A 16,226-nucleotide genomic window follows, 5' to 3' on the forward strand; every position below is an offset into this window, starting at 1 on the left:
GCCACGGATCATCGCCGCACGTCCGGCCGGACGCGCGGCGCACCATGACCGTTTCAGGACAGCAGGGGCCGTTTCAGGACGACGGCGGGGGCCGCTTCAGGTCAGCGGGCGGCCGGGGCCCCGGTTGACCTGCGCGATGAACAGCTGCGCCAGCGCGTGCTGGCCGGCGGCCGTCGGATGGAAGCTGCGCGGCTCGGCCTCCAGCGCCGACAGGTTCAGCGCCAGGCCGTTCATGTACGGGTCCGCGCTGCCCGCCTCGTGGCCGGCGAACGCGCTGTAGGCGTCGACGAACTCCACGCTCCCCCGCCCGTGCCGCGCGACGACCCGCGCGTCCGCCTCGACGGCCGACTGCCGGACGAGCCGCCCGAGGTCGTAGGCGCGGGCGTTCAGCCACTGCTGGTCCGACACCGTGATGTTGTCGCCGCCGGCCCCGGTGACCTCCGAGAACGCCTTCGGGTAGCCCATCACGATCACCCGCGCGGAGGGCGCCTTGTCGGTGATCTTCTCCAGCAGCGCGGGCAGCGCCAGGCGCAGCTTCGCCATCCGGTCGGCGATGTCCTGGCCCTGGTTCGTGCAGCTGTGGCTCCACGGCAGGCGCATCACGCAGCCGCCGAGCACCTTGGAGAACCCGACGTCGTTGCCGCCGATGCTGATCGTCACCAGGCTCGTGCCGGCGTCGATGCGGTCGAGCTGCGGCGGCTCGCCATAGCGCCCCTTCAGGACGTCGGCCGTCGTCGCGCCCGAGCACGCCCAGAACGAGGACCCCTTGGCGAAGCGGAACGCCGCCGAGACCTCGTGGTAGTAGGCCTTGGACGTCCGCCGGCACCGGTTGAGCGGGTTGCGGTCGGCGACCGTCGCCTCCGCGCCCACCCCCGCCGAATAGGAGTCGCCGAGCGCGACGTACGCGCCGCGCGTGGCCGCCTGGACCGGCGTGACCTGCCCGTCCTTCACGACGACCGGGTCGGCGCGCACCGGCGGCTTCGGCCGCGGGCAGCCGCTCCCGAACGCCTTGCACCGCGCGGCGGGCATCGCCACCAGCGGGACGACGGCGAGGGCCAGCAGCCCCACCAGGACGAGGACGGCGAGCCCGCGGTCGCCGAGACGCTCACGCAGCCGACGCGGCCAGGACCCCGGGGTCATCGTCCTCCTCGCGCAACCCGGACGCCGCGTTCCCAGGGCGTCCGCCTTTACATTGTAGATCTTGTACTGGGACGCGGGCGGGGCGTCGCGCGTTCCCGGACACCAACCTTACGTGCGGACGTAGCTCATCCGTTCCCGGTCATCCCGTCCCGGGCGGCGGCAGCGGCGCCCACATGACGAGGCGCGGCCCGAGTTCGTGCAGGCCGGCCGCGATCTCCGCGTCCCGGTAGGCCCGGATGCCGGGCCCCCACCGCTCCCGCGGCAGTTCGGCGAAGCCGTGCCGGGCGTACCAGGGGCCGTTCCACGGGACGTCCCGGAACGTCAGGAGGCTCACGCCCGGAGACCCCCGCCCGGCCGCGCCCTCCTTCACCGCGCGCAGCAGGCGGGCGCCGATGCCCTGGCCTACGAGGTCGGCGTGCACGGAGATCTGCTCCAGATGCGTCGCGCCGTCCACCTCCTCGACGGCCGCGAAAGCGACCGGCGGGTCCCCCGCCACCAGGATCTCCGCCCCCTTCCCGATCATCTGCTCGGCGATCGTCGGGCCGGGCGGGAACACGATCCCGATCGGGGTGAACAGCCGGTCGCCCGAGTTCTCGATCTCCGGAAGCCCGGCCAGGTCCTCGGGCCGCGCGAGGCGAACGTCGTCGTCCATCCGGTGAGCGTAGTTCGCGGGACGGCGCCGCGGCCTCCCATTTACCGGCCGGGAATCCGGTTGCCCCCGGCGGCCGGCGGATGCGACGTTGGCGCCATGACGAAGGTACGGCTGCTGGACGCCGAGGACTGGGGCCTGTACCGGGCCGTCCGCCTGGAGTCGCTCGCCGACTCCCCCGAAGCCTTCTGTTCCACCCTCGCGCGCGAGGAGGCGTTCGCCCCGGACGTCTGGCAGGGCCGGCTCGCCGCCCGCAACACCTTCCTCGCCGAGACCGGGGACGGCCCCGGCGGCATCGTCACCGTCCTCGCCGCCGAGGACGGCACGGGCGAACTGGTCGGCATGTGGGTGGCGCCCGCCGCGCGCGGCCGGGGCGTCGGCGATCTCCTGGTCCGCGCCGCCCTGGACTGGACGGCCGAGCGCGGCCTCACCGAACTGCGGCTGTGGGTCGTCGAGGGCAACCGCCATGCCGAACGGCTCTACGCCCGGCACGGCTTCGCGCGGACCGGCGTCACCCAGCCCGGCCGACCCGGCGCGGGCCAAGTGCAGATGGCGCACGTACCGGCTCCGGCATAGCCGAGTTCCACCAGCCGCGCCTGCGGCACCCGCTCGGCGGTGCGGCGGATCTCCGGCAGGCGGACGTCGCCGTCGCCGCTGAGCAGCAGCACCGGCACGCCCGCTGCGGCCGGCTCACCGTTGATGCCGGGACGGTCGCACAGCCCGATCGCCAGCGCCCCCTCCCCCGCCGTCTCGTAGACGATCCGTCCCCTGGTGCTCTGCACGGCCCGCATTCCTCGATTCTGCGCGGGCCGCGTGGTCGTCCGGTACCGGTTCTCAGCGGCGCGGCGGCGCTACTTGACGCCCGCCTCCTTCATCTCGCGGAGTTCGCGCTTGAGCTCCTTGATCTCGTCGCGGAGCCGGGCGGCGAGCTCGAACTGCAGGTCGGCGGCGGCCTGGTGCATCTGGTCGGTCATCTGCTCGATGAGGCCCTCCAGCTCCTCGCGGGGGCGCTCGCCGACGAGGTCGGCGGCGTGCCGGCCGACCTCCTTGGTGCGGGACGCCAGGCCGGGGACGGGCGCCTTGCCGCGGCTCTGCTGGCGGCCGGCGCCGCCGATCAGGGTCTCGGTGTCGGCGTCCTCGCGGGCGAGGGAGTCGAGGATGTCGGCGATCCGCTTGCGCAGCGCCGTCGGCTCGATGCCGTGCTCGGTGTTGTAGGCCTGCTGCTTGGCGCGGCGCCGGTTCGTCTCGTCGATCGCGCGCTCCATCGACGGGGTGACGGTGTCGGCGTACATGTGCACCTGGCCGGAGACGTTGCGGGCCGCGCGGCCGATCGTCTGGATGAGGGACGTCTCGGAGCGCAGGAAGCCCTCCTTGTCGGCGTCCAGGATCGCGACGAGCGACACCTCGGGCAGGTCGAGGCCCTCGCGCAGCAGGTTGATGCCGACCAGCACGTCGAACTCGCCGGCGCGCAGCTCGCGCAGCAGCTCGATGCGGCGCAGCGTGTCGACCTCGCTGTGCAGGTAGCGGACCTGGATGCCGAGTTCCAGCAGGTAGTCGGTGAGGTCCTCGGCCATCTTCTTGGTGAGGGTGGTGACCAGGACCCGCTCGTCGCGCTCGGTGCGCAGCCTGATCTCGTGGATGAGGTCGTCGATCTGGCCCTTGGTCGGCTTCACGACGATCTCGGGGTCGATCAGGCCGGTCGGGCGGATGACCTGCTCGACGACGTCGCCCTTGACGCGGTTCATCTCGTAGGTGCCGGGCGTCGCGGACAGGTAGACGGTCTGGCCGATGCGGTCGAGGAACTCCTCCCACTTCAGCGGCCGGTTGTCCATCGCGGACGGCAGCCGGAACCCGTGCTCGACCAGCATCCGCTTGCGGGACGCGTCGCCCTCGTACATCGCGCCGATCTGCGGGACGGTCTGGTGCGACTCGTCGACGACGAGGAGGAAGTCCTCCGGGAAGTAGTCGATGAGGGTGTTGGGCGCGGTGCCGGCGCCGCGGCCGTCGATGTGCCGGGAGTAGTTCTCGATGCCGGAGCAGGTGCCGACCTGGCGCATCATCTCGATGTCGTAGGTGGTGCGCATCCGCAGCCGCTGCGCCTCCAGCATCTTGCCCTGCCGCTCCATGTCGGCGAGCGTCACCTCGAGCTCGGCCTCGATGTCGCCGATGGCGCGCTCCATCCGCTCCGGGCCGGCGACGTAGTGGGAGGCGGGGAAGACGTACAGCTCCTCGTCCTCGGTGATGACCTCGCCGGTGAGCGGGTGCAGGGTGGCGAGCTTCTCGATCTCGTCGCCGAACATCTCGATCCGGACGGCGAGCTCCTCGTACTGCGGGATGATCTCGATGGTGTCGCCGCGGACCCGGAAGGTGCCGCGGGTGAACGCCAGGTCGTTGCGGCTGTACTGCATGCCGACGAGCTGGCGGAGCAGGTCGTCGCGCTCGATCTCCTGGCCGACGTGCAGCCGGACCATCCGGTCGACGTACTCCTGCGGGGTGCCGAGGCCGTAGATGCACGACACCGACGCGACGACGACGGTGTCGCGGCGGGTGAGCAGCGAGTTGGTCGCCGAGTGCCGCAGCCGGTCGACCTCGTCGTTGATCGAGGAGTCCTTCTCGATGTAGGTGTCGGTCTGCGGGATGTACGCCTCGGGCTGGTAGTAGTCGTAGTACGACACGAAGTACTCGACGGCGTTGCCGGGCATCATCTCGCGCAGCTCGTTGGCGAACTGCGCGGCCAGCGTCTTGTTCGGCTGCATGACCAGGACGGGCCGCTGGAGCTTCTCGACCAGCCACGCGATGGTGGCGGTCTTGCCGGTGCCGGTGGCGCCGAGCAGCACCGAGTCCTTGTCGCCGCGCTCGACCCGCTCGGCCAGCCCGGCGATCGCCGCCGGCTGGTCGCCCGACGGCGTCATCTCGGTGACGACCTCGAACGGCGCCACGCGGCGCCGCAGGTCCGTGATCGGCCGCATGATCGCCTCTCCCCCTGGTCTTCCACTCGCTTGCCGCCCACTCTATGCAGCAGGTACGACAATCGCGGACCGTCCGATATTTCCGCAGGTCAGAACGATTGAACGGTCAGGAGGCGGGCAGCGGGAGCCGGGCGCTGACGGCGTAGCCGCCGCCGCGCGGGCCGGCCTCGAAGCTGCCGCCGAGGGCGGTGACCCGCTCGCGCAGCCCGACCAGGCCGTGCCCGCCGCTCGGCAGGCCGTGCGCGGGCGGCGCGGTGGGCGGCTCGTTGGCGATCTCCACCTCGATCGCCTCGGGGAGCAGGCCGAGGTCGACGCGGGTGTCGGCGGCGCCGGCGTGCTTGTGCACGTTGGTCAGGGCCTCCTGGACGAGCCGGTAGAGCGTCCGGCCCACCGCGGTCGGCATGGGGCGCTCCACGCCGCGGACGGACAGGACGACGCTGAGGCCCGCCGCGCCGGACTGGCCGATCAGCTCCCGCACGTGCTCCAGCGTGACGGCCTCCTGCGGGAGCGCCTCCTCGCCCTGCCGCAGGACGCCGATGACGTGCCGCAGCTCCTCCAGGGCCTGGCGTCCCATGTCGCCGATGACGGTGGCGGTCTCGGCGGCCCGTCCGGGGTCGCGGGCGGCGACGGCCTTGAGCGCGCCCGCGTGGACGACCATGACGCTGATGCGGTTGGCGACCACGTCGTGCATCTCGCGGGCGATGCGGGTGCGTTCCTCGCCCCGCGCGCGCTCCGCCAGCAGGTTCTGTTCGCGTTCCAGCCGCGCCGCCCGTTCCTGGAGGGAGACCAGCAGCTGCTTGCGCGCACCCATGTAGAGGCCGAGCAGGACGGGGACCACGGTGAAGGTGACACCGAAGATCACCTGGACGAGGAAGCTGTCCCTGCTGGCGGTGGGCGCGGGGAAGGCGAGGCCCACGGCGTAGTTCAGCGCGGCGATCGCCAGGACGACGCGCCGGGACGCCGCGTAGGCGGCCAGCGAGTACAGGATCACGAGGACCACGAACGCGCCGCCGCCCGTCACGGCGCTGAACACCGTCGCGAAGACCGCCAGCGCGACGGGGTGCCGGCGCCGCACCACGATGGTCAGGCCGAGGACGACGCTGCACGCCGAGGTGACGGTGTGCGGCAGCCAGAAGTGCTGGGGGGAGAACCACAGGAAGAGGCCGTCCAGGACGGCGAAGGTCACGGCCAGGCCGACGTCCAGCACACGTGAACGCCGCGTCGGCCACGCCGCCGACCACCAGGCCCCCAGGTGCATGTCACGAGCCTATAGCCAGGCCGGGGGACCGTAACCGTCCATGTGGGGCCGGGGTGACGCGCCCCACGCCGCCGAAGGGCCGCTCGGGCGGCGGCGCAGGTGACGGGGGTGTGGCCGGGCAGCGCCCGCGACGCCCCGGCCGCAGGGCTTTCCCGCCGTCCCGGTGCTGTGGTTACGATGACGGCGCCGACTAGCACGGGGGCCGACTAGCACGGGGATGGCCGCACACGATGACCCGCTTCGCCAACTGGCTCGGGAAGAACGCCGACGCCTTCATCGCGCTGGTCCTGGCGATCACCGTCGCGGTGCTCGGGCTCGGGGTGAACCTGCCGCACGAGAACGAGATCACGCAGAGCGCGATCCTCGCGGTGATCGCGCTGCTGGCCACCTCGGTGCTGCGCGACCGGGGCCGCCGCATCCCGGTGGAGGCCGAGGTCCGCGACACGCTGCGGGCGTCGGCGTCCACGCTCGACGAGCTGAGCGGGCGGCTGGCGCACATCGAGGAGTTCGAGAACGTGCTGGCGGGCACCAAGCGGGCGCTCGACGAGACGGCGGTCGTGCGGGTGATCGGCGGCGGCCAGGTCGCGCAGGTGCTGGAGGAGGCGCGCCGCGACACCGACCGGTGGTTCTTCAAGGGCGGCACCGGCACCTACATCCGCGCCAAGACGCTGCCGGAGTGCGTGGCGGCCGCCCGCCGGGACCGGCGCACGCTGCTGTTCCGGCTGGAGATCATCGACCCCACCGACGTGGAGGTCTGCGAGGCGTACGCGCGGCACCGCCGGTCGGTGTCGGACGCGCCGGACGCGACGGGCGAGAAGTGGACGCTGGAGCGCACCCGCAAGGAGGCGTACGCGACGCTGCTGGCGGCGTGCTGGCACAAGCAGCGCTTCGGGATGCTCGACATCGACATCGGCCTGGCGCGGACGATGACGACGCTGCGCTACGACCTGGCGGCGTCGCGGCTGGTGGTGACCCGCGACGACCCGCGCGGCGAGGCGCTGGTCGTCGACAACGACAAGTTCTACTACAGCTGGGTGAGCGCGGAGCTGCAGACCAGCCTGGACCAGGCGCGCCGCGTCCCGGTCGAGCAGGCGAGGCTGGCGCCGCTGGACGACGAGCCGACCGTCGAGGAGGTCCGCCGGCTCTTCGAGGTGATCGCGATCCCGCTCGCGCACTCCTACACCGACCGGGACGTCATCGAGATCATCCGCAAGGCGCTGCGGGCGAAGGACCCGTACGAGTGACCGGGCCGTGCCACCGGCCGCGGGGAGGGCGTGACGGGACGGGATGAGGTACGAGGAGATCCAGGGGGACATCCGCGCCGGCCGCGCCGCGCGGACCCTGCCGGCGTGGGCCGGGCGCGTCCTGGAGGACGCGGCCGCGGGCCGCTCGCCCGTCGCGGCGGTCCGCCACCCCCTGGGGTTCCTGTGCCTGCCGGTGGAGCGCAGCGGTGATCTCGGCGTGTGCCTGCACATCTGGACGCCGGAGGTGCGGCCCGTCCCGTCGACGACGTCGCCGGTGCACTGCCACAGCTGGGATCTGCTCAGTTTCGTCCTGTACGGGACGGTGCGGAACGTGCGCATGGACGTGCTGGAGGGGCCGGGCACCGCGGCGGAGGGCGCCGGGCAGGTGTTCGAGGTCGTGAGCAGCGGCGACGTCGACGAGCTCAGGGCGACGGGGCGGGCCGTCCGGTACCGTCCCGGCCCGTCGGCGACGCACCGCACCGGGGAGTCGTACACGCTGCCCGCGGGTGTGTTCCACAGCACGCTCATCGAGGACGGCCTGGACGCGGCGACGGTGGCGCTGGGGCGGCAGACGCCCGGTGGCGGCGACCTGTCGCTCGGGCCGCTGGACGTCCCGACGCACCGGGTGCGGCGCGCCCGGTGCGATCCCGGCGAGACGGTGCGGGCGCTGCGGCGCTCGGCGCACCGGATCGCGGCGGCGCGTCCCGGTCCCGCGGGGGCCGCGGCCCCGCCCGGCGAACCTCCGTCCTCCGGCCCGCACGGGTGCCGGCACCGCTCGGCCCGCCGGTAGGCGGGCCCGTCAACGACTGGAGAGGCCCGATGAGAACCAGCACTCCGTCACCGGCCCGCCCGGTCGATCTCGCGGAGGCCCGGCGGGTGGCGGTCGAGGCGGCGGAGGCGGCGGGGACGCTGCTGCGCTCCCGGGTGGACGGGCCGGTGGACGTCCGTCCGAAGGGCACGGCGGGGGACGTGGTGACGGAGCTGGACACGGCCGCGGAGGCGCTGATCCTGGAGCGGCTGCGCGCGACGTATCCGGGGCACCGCATCATCGCGGAGGAGTCGGGGATCCTCGACGGCGCGCCGGGCGAGGAGATGGTGTGGCTCGTCGACCCGCTGGACGGCACCAACAACGTCGCCATCGGGATGCCGGTGTACGCGGTGGGGGTGGCGCTGTGCGCGCGCGCGGAGCCGGTCCTGGGCGTCGTCCACGACCCGGTGACGGGACGGACGTGGTCGGCGCTGCACGGCGGCGGCGCGCAGGGCCCCGACGGGGCGCCGCTCACGCTGCCCGAGCATCCGCGTCCCGGCCGGGAGCGGAACCCGGTGCTGGCGTGGACGCAGGGCCACCAGGTGGGGCCGGGCGACGCGGCGGCGTTCCGGCTGCGGTCGCGGGTGGAGGCCGGGTGCGCGCGGATGCTGCAGCTGTGGGCGCCGCTGGTCGGGTGGGCGATGCTGGCGCGCGGCGACATCGACGGGATCGTCGGGTACCTGCCGGAGATCGTGGACCTTCCGGCGGGGGCGCTGCTGGCGGCGGAGGCGGGCGCGGAGCTGCGCCGCCTGGACGGGTCCCCGTACGAGCTGGGCATCGACCGGCCGCCGTCGGAGCTGAGCTTCGTGGCGGCGCGCCCGGAGCTGCTCGACCGGCTGCTGGAGACGGCCGCCGGAAGCGCCCTGTGACCCGCGCGGCCGGCGGGTGAGGAACGGGGTCAGCTCGTGAGGAGCAGGGCCCCGACGGCGGCGGTGCAGCCGAGGACCGCCAGGGCCGCGCCGGTCAGGACGAACTTGCGCATCGGGACCCGGACGTCCCACCGGCGGCACCATTCGAACCACAGGAGCGTCGCGAGCGACCCCCACGGGGTGATGACGGGCCCCACGTTCGTGCCGACGAGCAGCGAGAGCAGCTGATCCTTGTTGGCCGCGGGCACGGCGGACTCCCCCGCGACGTAGGCGGGCAGGTTGTTCAGGACGTTCGACAGGCCCGCCCCTGAGAACCCCGCGCGGAACGCGCCCGAGGCGCCGTCGTCGGTGCCGACGAGAGCGCGCATCGCGTCGTCGAGCCCGTAGCGCTCCAGCGTGGGGACGACCAGGAACAGCCCGGTGACGAACACCATCAGCTGCCAGGGGATCAGCGTGGGGCGCAGGACCGACCTGTCGCGTACGGCGAACGCGGCGACGGCCACGGCGGCGGCGATGGTGGTGGTGATGCCGAGCTGTATCCCGGTGTGGACGCCCGCGAGGATCGCCCCGATGAAGAACAGGCAGGCGATGCCGGTCGAGGAGAACAGCACCCGGTCGCGCACGGGGACGGGTTCGGGCGGGTCGTAGGTGTCCTCTCCGCGCATGCGGCGCCGCCAGTAGAACACCCACAGCAGCACCATGGTGACGGCCAGGACCGCCGCCTGCGGCAGCCACATGCGCGCCGCGAACTCGGGTGTCTCCAGGGCGACCCGGTCGGCGGCGAGCAGGTTCGTCAGGTTGGAGACCGGCAGCAGGATGCTGGCGGTGTTGGCGAGCCACACGGTCGTCATGGCGAGCGGCAGGGCCGCGATCCGCGCGCGCGCCGCGAGCGCGAGCATGACGGGCGTCAGCAGTACGGCGGTCGTGTCGAGGTTGAGGAAGATGGTGTTGACCGACGCGAACGCCACGCACAGCAGGAACAACGCCGCATAGCGTCCGCGCCCGGCGCGCGCCAGCCGCTGGGCGATGGCGTCGAAGACGCCCGCCTCCTTCGTGAGCTCCGCGAGCACGATGATCGCGAACAGGAACAGCAGCAGCGGGGCGATGCGTCCGAGGCTGGAGCGCGCGGAGTCGGCGGGCAGCAGGCCGGTCGCGACGAACACCAGCCCGAGCACCAGCACGCCGATGCGGATCCAGTCGAGAACGCCCAGCGAGCGGGCCGCGCGGCGGACGGTCTCGATCGGGGGCGACACGCGCGCCATGATCCCATAACCGGCCGCGCCCCCGCCGGACCCGCCTGCCCGGCGGCGGCGAACGGCGGCGACTTACCGGGCCGGGTGCGCTGGAGATCGCCGTCCCAGGCGCGATACTGGCGGCATGACTCCCCCCGGCGGCCTTTCACGGCAGGAGCGTCCCACCGACTTCTTCGTCAGCTACTCCCCCGCCGACGAGCGGTGGGCGTCGTGGATCGCCTGGCAGCTGGAGGCGGCGGGGCACCGGACGATGATGCAGGCGTGGGACTTCGTGCCCGGGACGAACTTCATCGACTTCATGGACCGGGGGCTGTCGGAGGCCAAGGCCGTGGTGGCGGTGCTGTCGCGCAACTACCTGCGCTCGCGGTACGGCCGGCTGGAGTGGATGGCGGCGCTGCGGGCCGACCCCGACGACCCGGCGCGCAAGCTCGTCACGGTGCGGATCGAGGACTGCCCGATCGACGGGCTGCTGTCGACGATCACCTACGTCGACCTGGTCGGGATCGAGGACCCCGACGAGGCGCGCGGGCTGCTGATGCGGCGCATCCGGGAGGCGCTGGCCGGCCACGCGCGGCCCGCGGACGGCCCGGGGTTCCCCGGCGGCGGGCAACTCGGCGGGCAGGGCGGTCCCGCGCCGCTCGTGGGCCACGTGGAGGGCGACGGGCCCGCCGCCCCGGAGCGGCCGGAGGCGACGGGCGAGCGGCCCGTGCGCCGCGCGCCCGTGGCGGCGCCGGCGTTCCCGTCCGCGCACGGCGCCGAGGAGCCCCGCGACCGGCTGAGCGTCCTGCACGTGTCGGGGCCCCGGTTCGGCCGGACGCTCGCCGAGCCGGGCGAGCCGACGACGGCGGCGGAGCTGCAGGACCGCATCTGGAGCGACGTGACGCGGCTCGCCGACGCCGGCGTCCCCCGCCCCGACCTGGTGGTCGTCACCGGCAACCTCACCCACTCGGGCAGCCGCAAGGAGTTCGCGGAGGCGCTGTCGTTCCTGACGAGCCTGCGCGCCCTGCTCGGCCTGGAGGCGCAGCGCGTCGTGGTGGTGCCGGGCACGCACGACGTGACCCGGGCGGCGTGCCAGGCGTACTTCTCCAGCTGCGAGGCCGACGACATCGAGCCGCAGCCGCCGTACTGGCCGAAGTGGCGGCACTTCGCGAACCTGTTCAAGGAGTTCTACCAGGGCCTCGACTCGCTCATCTTCGACAGCGCGCAGCCGTGGACGCTGTTCCCCGTCCCCGACCTCAAGGTCGTCGTGGCCGGGCTCAACTCGACGCTGCCGCAGTCGCACCGCGAGGAGGACCGGTACGGGCGGGTCGGGCAGGCGCAGGCCGCGTGGTTCAACGAGCGGCTCCGCCACTTCGAGGACGAGGGGTGGCTGCGGCTCGGCGCGATCGAGCACACGCCCATCGCGGGCGAGCCGGGCGCGCTGCGCGACCCCGAGGCCGTCGAGACGCTGCTGAGCGGCCACCTCAACCTGTTCTTCCAGGGCACCGAGTCCGACTTCGGCGCCGTGCCGCTGCTCGGCTCCGGCGTCCCGGCGGTCCCGGCGCTCGGGCCCGGGCGGCACCAGACCGTCGTGGTCCGCCCGGACGGCCTGGAGCGGTGGATCCCCGAGGACGCCGCGAAGCGCGGCGCCGAGCACCTCACGGTCGCCTGGTCGAAGACCACCGGAACGTTCCCGCCCAAGGCGGAGGCGGCGCCCGCCGGTCCCGTCCCCGAACTCGGCCCCGGCGGCCAAGGCGGCTCGGCCGACCCCGCGGACCGGGCCGCCGACCCGGCGCCCGACCCGACGGCCCGGCTGCTGGACCGGCTCACCGAGGCGTGCGAGACCCGGTTCGAGCGCGCGACGATCCGGCGCGTCGTCCCGCCCGGACCCGACGGCCGCGCCGACCCGCCGCACCTGCTGCTCACCCACCTGGAGGACGGGTTCGTCCGGCAGTACCGGATCGGCGCGCACGTCGGGCAGGTGACCGAGGCGGACGTGGACGCGTTCGTCCGGCACGTGCACGCCGACGGCGCCGACCACGGCTCCGAGCTGGTCTACCTCGGTCCGCCGCCGCCGCGGTCGCTGCGCGACGACGCGCTGCGCCGCGGCATCCGGGTCCGCAGCCTCACCGAGTTCCAGGGGCTGCTGGACCTGTCGGAGTACGTGACGGCGCAGACCGCGCGGCTGTCGGCGGGCGGGCTGTACCCGCCGTCGCTGTACGTCCCGCAGCGGTACCGGGAGCTCGACCGGTTCCGCCCGGACGCGCCGTCCGGAGACACCTCCGACGATTCCTCCGGTGAGGGCGCCGGCGTCGAGGAGGACGTCGTCGGCGAGATGCTGCGGCTGCTGGCCGCCGACCACGGCCGGTTCCTGCTGCTGCTCGGCGACTTCGGCCGCGGCAAGACGTTCGCGCTGCGCGAGCTCGCCCGCCGCATCCCCGAGGAACTGCCGCACGTCGTCCCGATCCTCATCGAGCTGCGCGCGCTCGACAAGGCGCACTCGGTGGACGGCCTCGTCGCCGCGCACCTGGCCAACCACGGCGAGGAGCTGATCGACCTCAAGGCGTTCCACTACATGCTGCGGCAGGGCCGCATCGTGCTGCTGTTCGACGGGTTCGACGAGCTGGTCACGCGGGTCACCTACGACCAGGCCGCCGACCACCTCGACACCCTGCTGCAGGCCGCGCAGGACAAGGCGAAGATCGTCGTGGCGAGCCGCACCCAGCACTTCAAGTCGCAGGCGCAGGTGCTGACCGCGCTCGGCGAGAAGGTCGGGGTGCTGCCGCACCGGCGCGTCCTCGGGCTGGAGGAGTTCGCGCCCCGCCAGGTCCGCTCCTACCTGGTGAACCGGTACGGCGACGAGGAGACCGCCGACGCCCGCCTCGGCCTGCTGTCGGGCATCGAGGAGCTGCTCGCGCTGACGTCCAACCCGCGCATGCTGAGCTTCATCGCCGACCTGCCCGAGGACCGGCTGCGCGCCGTCGCGCAGGCCCGCACCACGGTCAGCCCCGCCGACCTGTACCGCGAGATCCTCTCGTCGTGGCTGGCGTACGAGGCCGAACGGGTCCGCGGCTCGGGCGGGCCGTCCGGGCTCGCCGCCGACGACATGTGGGAGGCCGTCGGCACGCTCGCGCTGCGGCTGTGGGAGTCCAACGAGCAGTTCCTGCGGCTCGCCGAGCTCGCCGACGTCGCCGACACCCTCACCGGCCTCGCCGACGGGCGCCTGTCGCCCCACCAGGTGACGCACGCGGTCGGCGCCGGCAGCCTGCTCGTCCGCACCGACGAGGGCCTGTTCGGGTTCATCCACGGCTCGGTAATGGAGTGGCTCGTCGCCCGGCACATCGCGGACGGGTTCGCCCGCGGCGACGCCCCCGCCGCGCTGAGCCGCCGCGCCCTGTCCCAGCTCACCGTCGACTTCCTGTGCGACCTCGCCGACACCCGCGCCTGCCAGGACTGGGCCGCCGGCGTCCTCGCCGACCCCGGCGCCGACGACACCGCCCGCGCCAACGCCATCCGCGTCACCACCCGGCTGCGCACCCCCGCCCGCACCGACCTGCGCGGCGCCCGCCTGCAGGGCGAGGACCTGTCCTACCGCGACCTGCACGAGGTCGACCTCACCGGCGCCGACCTCACCGACGCGCAGCTGGTCGGCGCGAACCTGTCGCGCGCCGTGCTGCGGGACGCCTCGCTCGCCGGGGCGCGGCTCGACGAGGCGAAGCTGACCGGCGCGGACCTGCGCGGCGCCGACCTGTCCCGGGCCCGGCTCGCCCGCGCCGACCTGCGCGACGCCGCCGTGGAGGGCAGCCGCTGGACGCGCGCCGCGCTCGTCGACGCCGACCTGCCCGAGCGGATCGCCGCCGCGCCGGAGCTGCGCGAGGCCGCCATCGCCCCCGGCCGCCCCATCGACATCCAGGTCGCGCCCGCCGCCGTCGGCGTCCCCTACGGCTTCCACTTCCAGACCAGCCGGCTGCCGCAGCCGCTCGCCTACAGCCCCGGCGGGTCCGTCCTCGCCGTCGGCAGCGAGGACGGCGGCGTGCTCGTCTGCGACGCCGTCACCGGCACCCCGCTGCGCACCCTGCAGGGCCACCGCGACCGCGCCTACGCCGTCGCGTTCGACCGCGGCGGGAACCTGCTCGCCAGCGGCTCGGCGGACGGCACCGTCCGCATCTGGGACCTGGCCACCGGACGCTGCGCGCACACCCTCGCCGTCCACCCCGAAGGGGTCTGGCCCGTCGTCGTCGGCGGGCACGCCCCCGCCGGCGGCGGCCTCGTCGCGGCCGGCGCCGCCGACGGCACCATCCGGATCTGGGACGCCGCCACCGGCGAGCACCTCCACGACCTCTCCGGGCACACCGCGCCCGTCTACACCGCCGTGTTCGACCCCGCCGGCTCCCTCATGGTCACCGGCGACGCCGGCGGAACCCTGCGCGTCTGGGACCTCGCCACCGGCGCGCTGCGCCGCGAGCTGACCGGCCACCGCGGCGCGGTGTTCCGCGCCGTGTTCCACCCCGGCGGCTCGGTGCTCGCCGCGGGCGACGAGGCCGGCGTCGTCCGGCTCTGGGACATCCGCACCGGCGAGATCCGGCAGGAGCTGCTCGGCCACACCGGCCGCGTCTACGCCATCGCCTTCCACCCCGGCGGCGACCTGCTCGTCACCGGCGACACCGACGGGTCCGTCCGGCTGTGGGACGACGGCCGGCACCGCGCCACCCTGTCCGGCCACGGCGGCGGCATCTACCAGGCCGCGTTCAGCCCCGACGGCGGCCGCCTCGCCACCGCCGACAGCGCCGGGTCCGTCCGGCTGTGGGACCCGGCGACCGGCCGGCAGCGCCTCGAGCTCGCCGGGCACCGCGGCGCGGTCTGGCCGTTCGCGTTCCGCCCCGACGGCCACCAGCTCGCCACCAGCAGCAACGACGGCACCGCCCGGCTGTGGGACGCCGAGACCGGCCAGTGCCGCACGGTGCTGCGCGGCCACGGCCGCCGCGTCACCGGCGTCGCGTTCAGCCCCGACGGCGGGCTGCTGGCCTCCAGCGGCAACGACGGCCTCGTCCGGCTGTGGGAGCCGCGCACCGGCCGGCTCGTCCGGGAGCTGCGCGGCGTCGCCGACAACCTCACCTCCGCCGCGTTCAACGGCCGCGACTCCCAGCTCGCCACCGCCACCAACGACGGCGGCGTCCACCTGTGGCAGGCCGGCACCGGCGCGTTCGAGCGGGAGCTGAACGTCGAGACCGACCACGTGTGGGCGCAGGCGTTCGCGCCCGGCAGCGACGTCCTCGCCACCGCCAACGACGACGACAGCGTCCGGCTCTGGTACTGGACGAGCGGCCGGGAGATCGTCAACCTCGCCGACCACCGCGGCCGGGTCCGCTCGATCGCGTTCCGGCCCTCCGGCGACCTCGTCGCGACCGGCTGCGACGACGGCGTCGTCCGGCTCTGGGACCCCGGCACCGGCGCGCTCGCCCGGGCGCTGCGCGGCCACGGCGACCGCGTCTACCAGGTGGCGTTCGCGCCGTCCGGCGACGTCCTCGCCAGCGCGAGCAACGACGGCACCGTCCGGCTGTGGGACGCCGGGACCGGCGCTGAGCTGCACGAGCTCCGCGGCCACGCCGGGCGCCTGTGGACGACCGCGTTCCACCCGTCGGGGACGCTGCTCGCCAGCGCCGGCGACGACCTCGTCGTCCGCCTCTGGGACCCCGCCACCGGCGAGCCGCTGCACACCCTCACCGGCCACACCCGCCGCGTGTGGTCGGCGGCGTTCAGCCCGGACGGGACGCAGCTCGCCACCGCCGGCGACGACGGCGCCGTCATCCTGTGGGACGTCTCCGACCGCGCCGCCCCCGTCCGCCGCGCGACCCTCCTCGGCCTCGCCGAGGGCTGGGCCGCCCTCGCGCCCGACGGCCGCTACAAGTGGGAGGGCAACGCCACCGCCGAGTTCTGGTACGCCGTCGGCATGTGCCGCTTCGAGCCCGGCGAACTCGACAACTACCTCCGCGAAGTCCGCCAGCTCCCCATGGAAGCGCCCTTCTGAGCATGGCCGAGGCCCCCTGGCTCTCCAGG

At 74.2% G+C, this 16,226-nt stretch carries 11 protein-coding genes; 5 read left to right on the plus strand and 6 right to left on the minus strand.

Annotation, left to right across the window (positions count from 1 at the left end):
- Positions 1–96 precede the first annotated feature (96 nt).
- Complete coding sequence (locus J4709_RS49765; RefSeq protein WP_208252520.1) at positions 97–1,140, minus strand: SGNH/GDSL hydrolase family protein; 1,044 nt, start codon at positions 1,138–1,140, stop codon at positions 97–99.
- A gap of 139 nt (positions 1,141–1,279) precedes the next feature.
- Positions 1,280–1,792 (minus strand): GNAT family N-acetyltransferase, encoded by a 513-nt coding sequence (locus J4709_RS49770; protein ID WP_208252521.1) that lies wholly within the window; start codon positions 1,790–1,792, stop codon positions 1,280–1,282.
- Between the two features lie 96 nt (positions 1,793–1,888).
- Between J4709_RS49770 and J4709_RS49775 the strand changes: the two genes are divergently transcribed.
- Positions 1,889–2,365: a GNAT family N-acetyltransferase gene (locus J4709_RS49775; RefSeq protein WP_208252522.1), complete on the plus strand. Its 477-nt coding sequence runs from the start codon at positions 1,889–1,891 to the stop codon at positions 2,363–2,365.
- On the opposite strand, the gene J4709_RS49780 is transcribed toward J4709_RS49775, so the two are convergent.
- The 3 genes from J4709_RS49780 to J4709_RS49790 all read right to left on the minus strand — a co-directional run bounded on the left by J4709_RS49780 (position 2,269) and on the right by J4709_RS49790 (position 6,016).
- Positions 2,269–2,580, minus strand: coding sequence for a hypothetical protein (locus J4709_RS49780; protein ID WP_208252523.1), 312 nt, complete (start codon positions 2,578–2,580; stop codon positions 2,269–2,271). The two genes, J4709_RS49775 and J4709_RS49780, sit on opposite strands and share 97 nt — an antisense overlap.
- A 60-nt stretch (positions 2,581–2,640) precedes the next feature.
- Positions 2,641–4,758: an excinuclease ABC subunit UvrB gene (gene uvrB / locus J4709_RS49785; protein WP_208252524.1), complete on the minus strand. Its 2,118-nt coding sequence runs from the start codon at positions 4,756–4,758 to the stop codon at positions 2,641–2,643.
- 106 nt (positions 4,759–4,864) lie between these two features.
- Positions 4,865–6,016, minus strand: coding sequence for a sensor histidine kinase (locus J4709_RS49790; protein WP_208252525.1), 1,152 nt, complete (start codon positions 6,014–6,016; stop codon positions 4,865–4,867).
- 230 nt (positions 6,017–6,246) lie between these two features.
- Here J4709_RS49790 and J4709_RS49795 point away from each other — a divergent pair, with 230 nt between their 5' ends.
- Genes J4709_RS49795 through J4709_RS49805 form a run of 3 tightly spaced genes read left to right on the plus strand, consistent with a single transcriptional unit; the run spans position 6,247 to position 8,937 of the window.
- Complete coding sequence (locus J4709_RS49795; RefSeq protein ID WP_208252526.1) at positions 6,247–7,260, plus strand: hypothetical protein; 1,014 nt, start codon at positions 6,247–6,249, stop codon at positions 7,258–7,260.
- 43 nt (positions 7,261–7,303) lie between these two features.
- Positions 7,304–8,050 (plus strand): hypothetical protein, encoded by a 747-nt coding sequence (locus J4709_RS49800; protein ID WP_208252527.1) that lies wholly within the window; start codon positions 7,304–7,306, stop codon positions 8,048–8,050.
- Positions 8,051–8,079: 29 nt separating this feature from the next.
- Positions 8,080–8,937, plus strand: coding sequence for an inositol monophosphatase family protein (locus J4709_RS49805; protein ID WP_208252528.1), 858 nt, complete (start codon positions 8,080–8,082; stop codon positions 8,935–8,937).
- 29 nt (positions 8,938–8,966) lie between these two features.
- Here J4709_RS49805 and J4709_RS49810 read toward each other — a convergent pair whose 3' ends face one another.
- Positions 8,967–10,190, minus strand: a complete 1,224-nt coding sequence (locus tag J4709_RS49810) for an ArsB/NhaD family transporter (protein WP_307802148.1) — start codon at positions 10,188–10,190, stop codon at positions 8,967–8,969.
- A gap of 124 nt (positions 10,191–10,314) precedes the next feature.
- Between J4709_RS49810 and J4709_RS49815 the strand changes: the two genes are divergently transcribed.
- Positions 10,315–16,197 carry a WD40 domain-containing protein gene (locus J4709_RS49815; protein ID WP_208252530.1) on the plus strand — a complete coding sequence of 1,961 codons (5,883 nt, stop codon included), beginning with the start codon at positions 10,315–10,317 and terminating at the stop codon, positions 16,195–16,197.
- Positions 16,198–16,226: the final 29 nt, after the last annotated feature.

It is taken from the genome of Actinomadura violacea, from assembly GCF_017573465.1.
In the GTDB taxonomy this organism is placed as follows: Bacteria; Actinomycetota; Actinomycetes; order Streptosporangiales; family Streptosporangiaceae; genus Spirillospora; species Spirillospora violacea.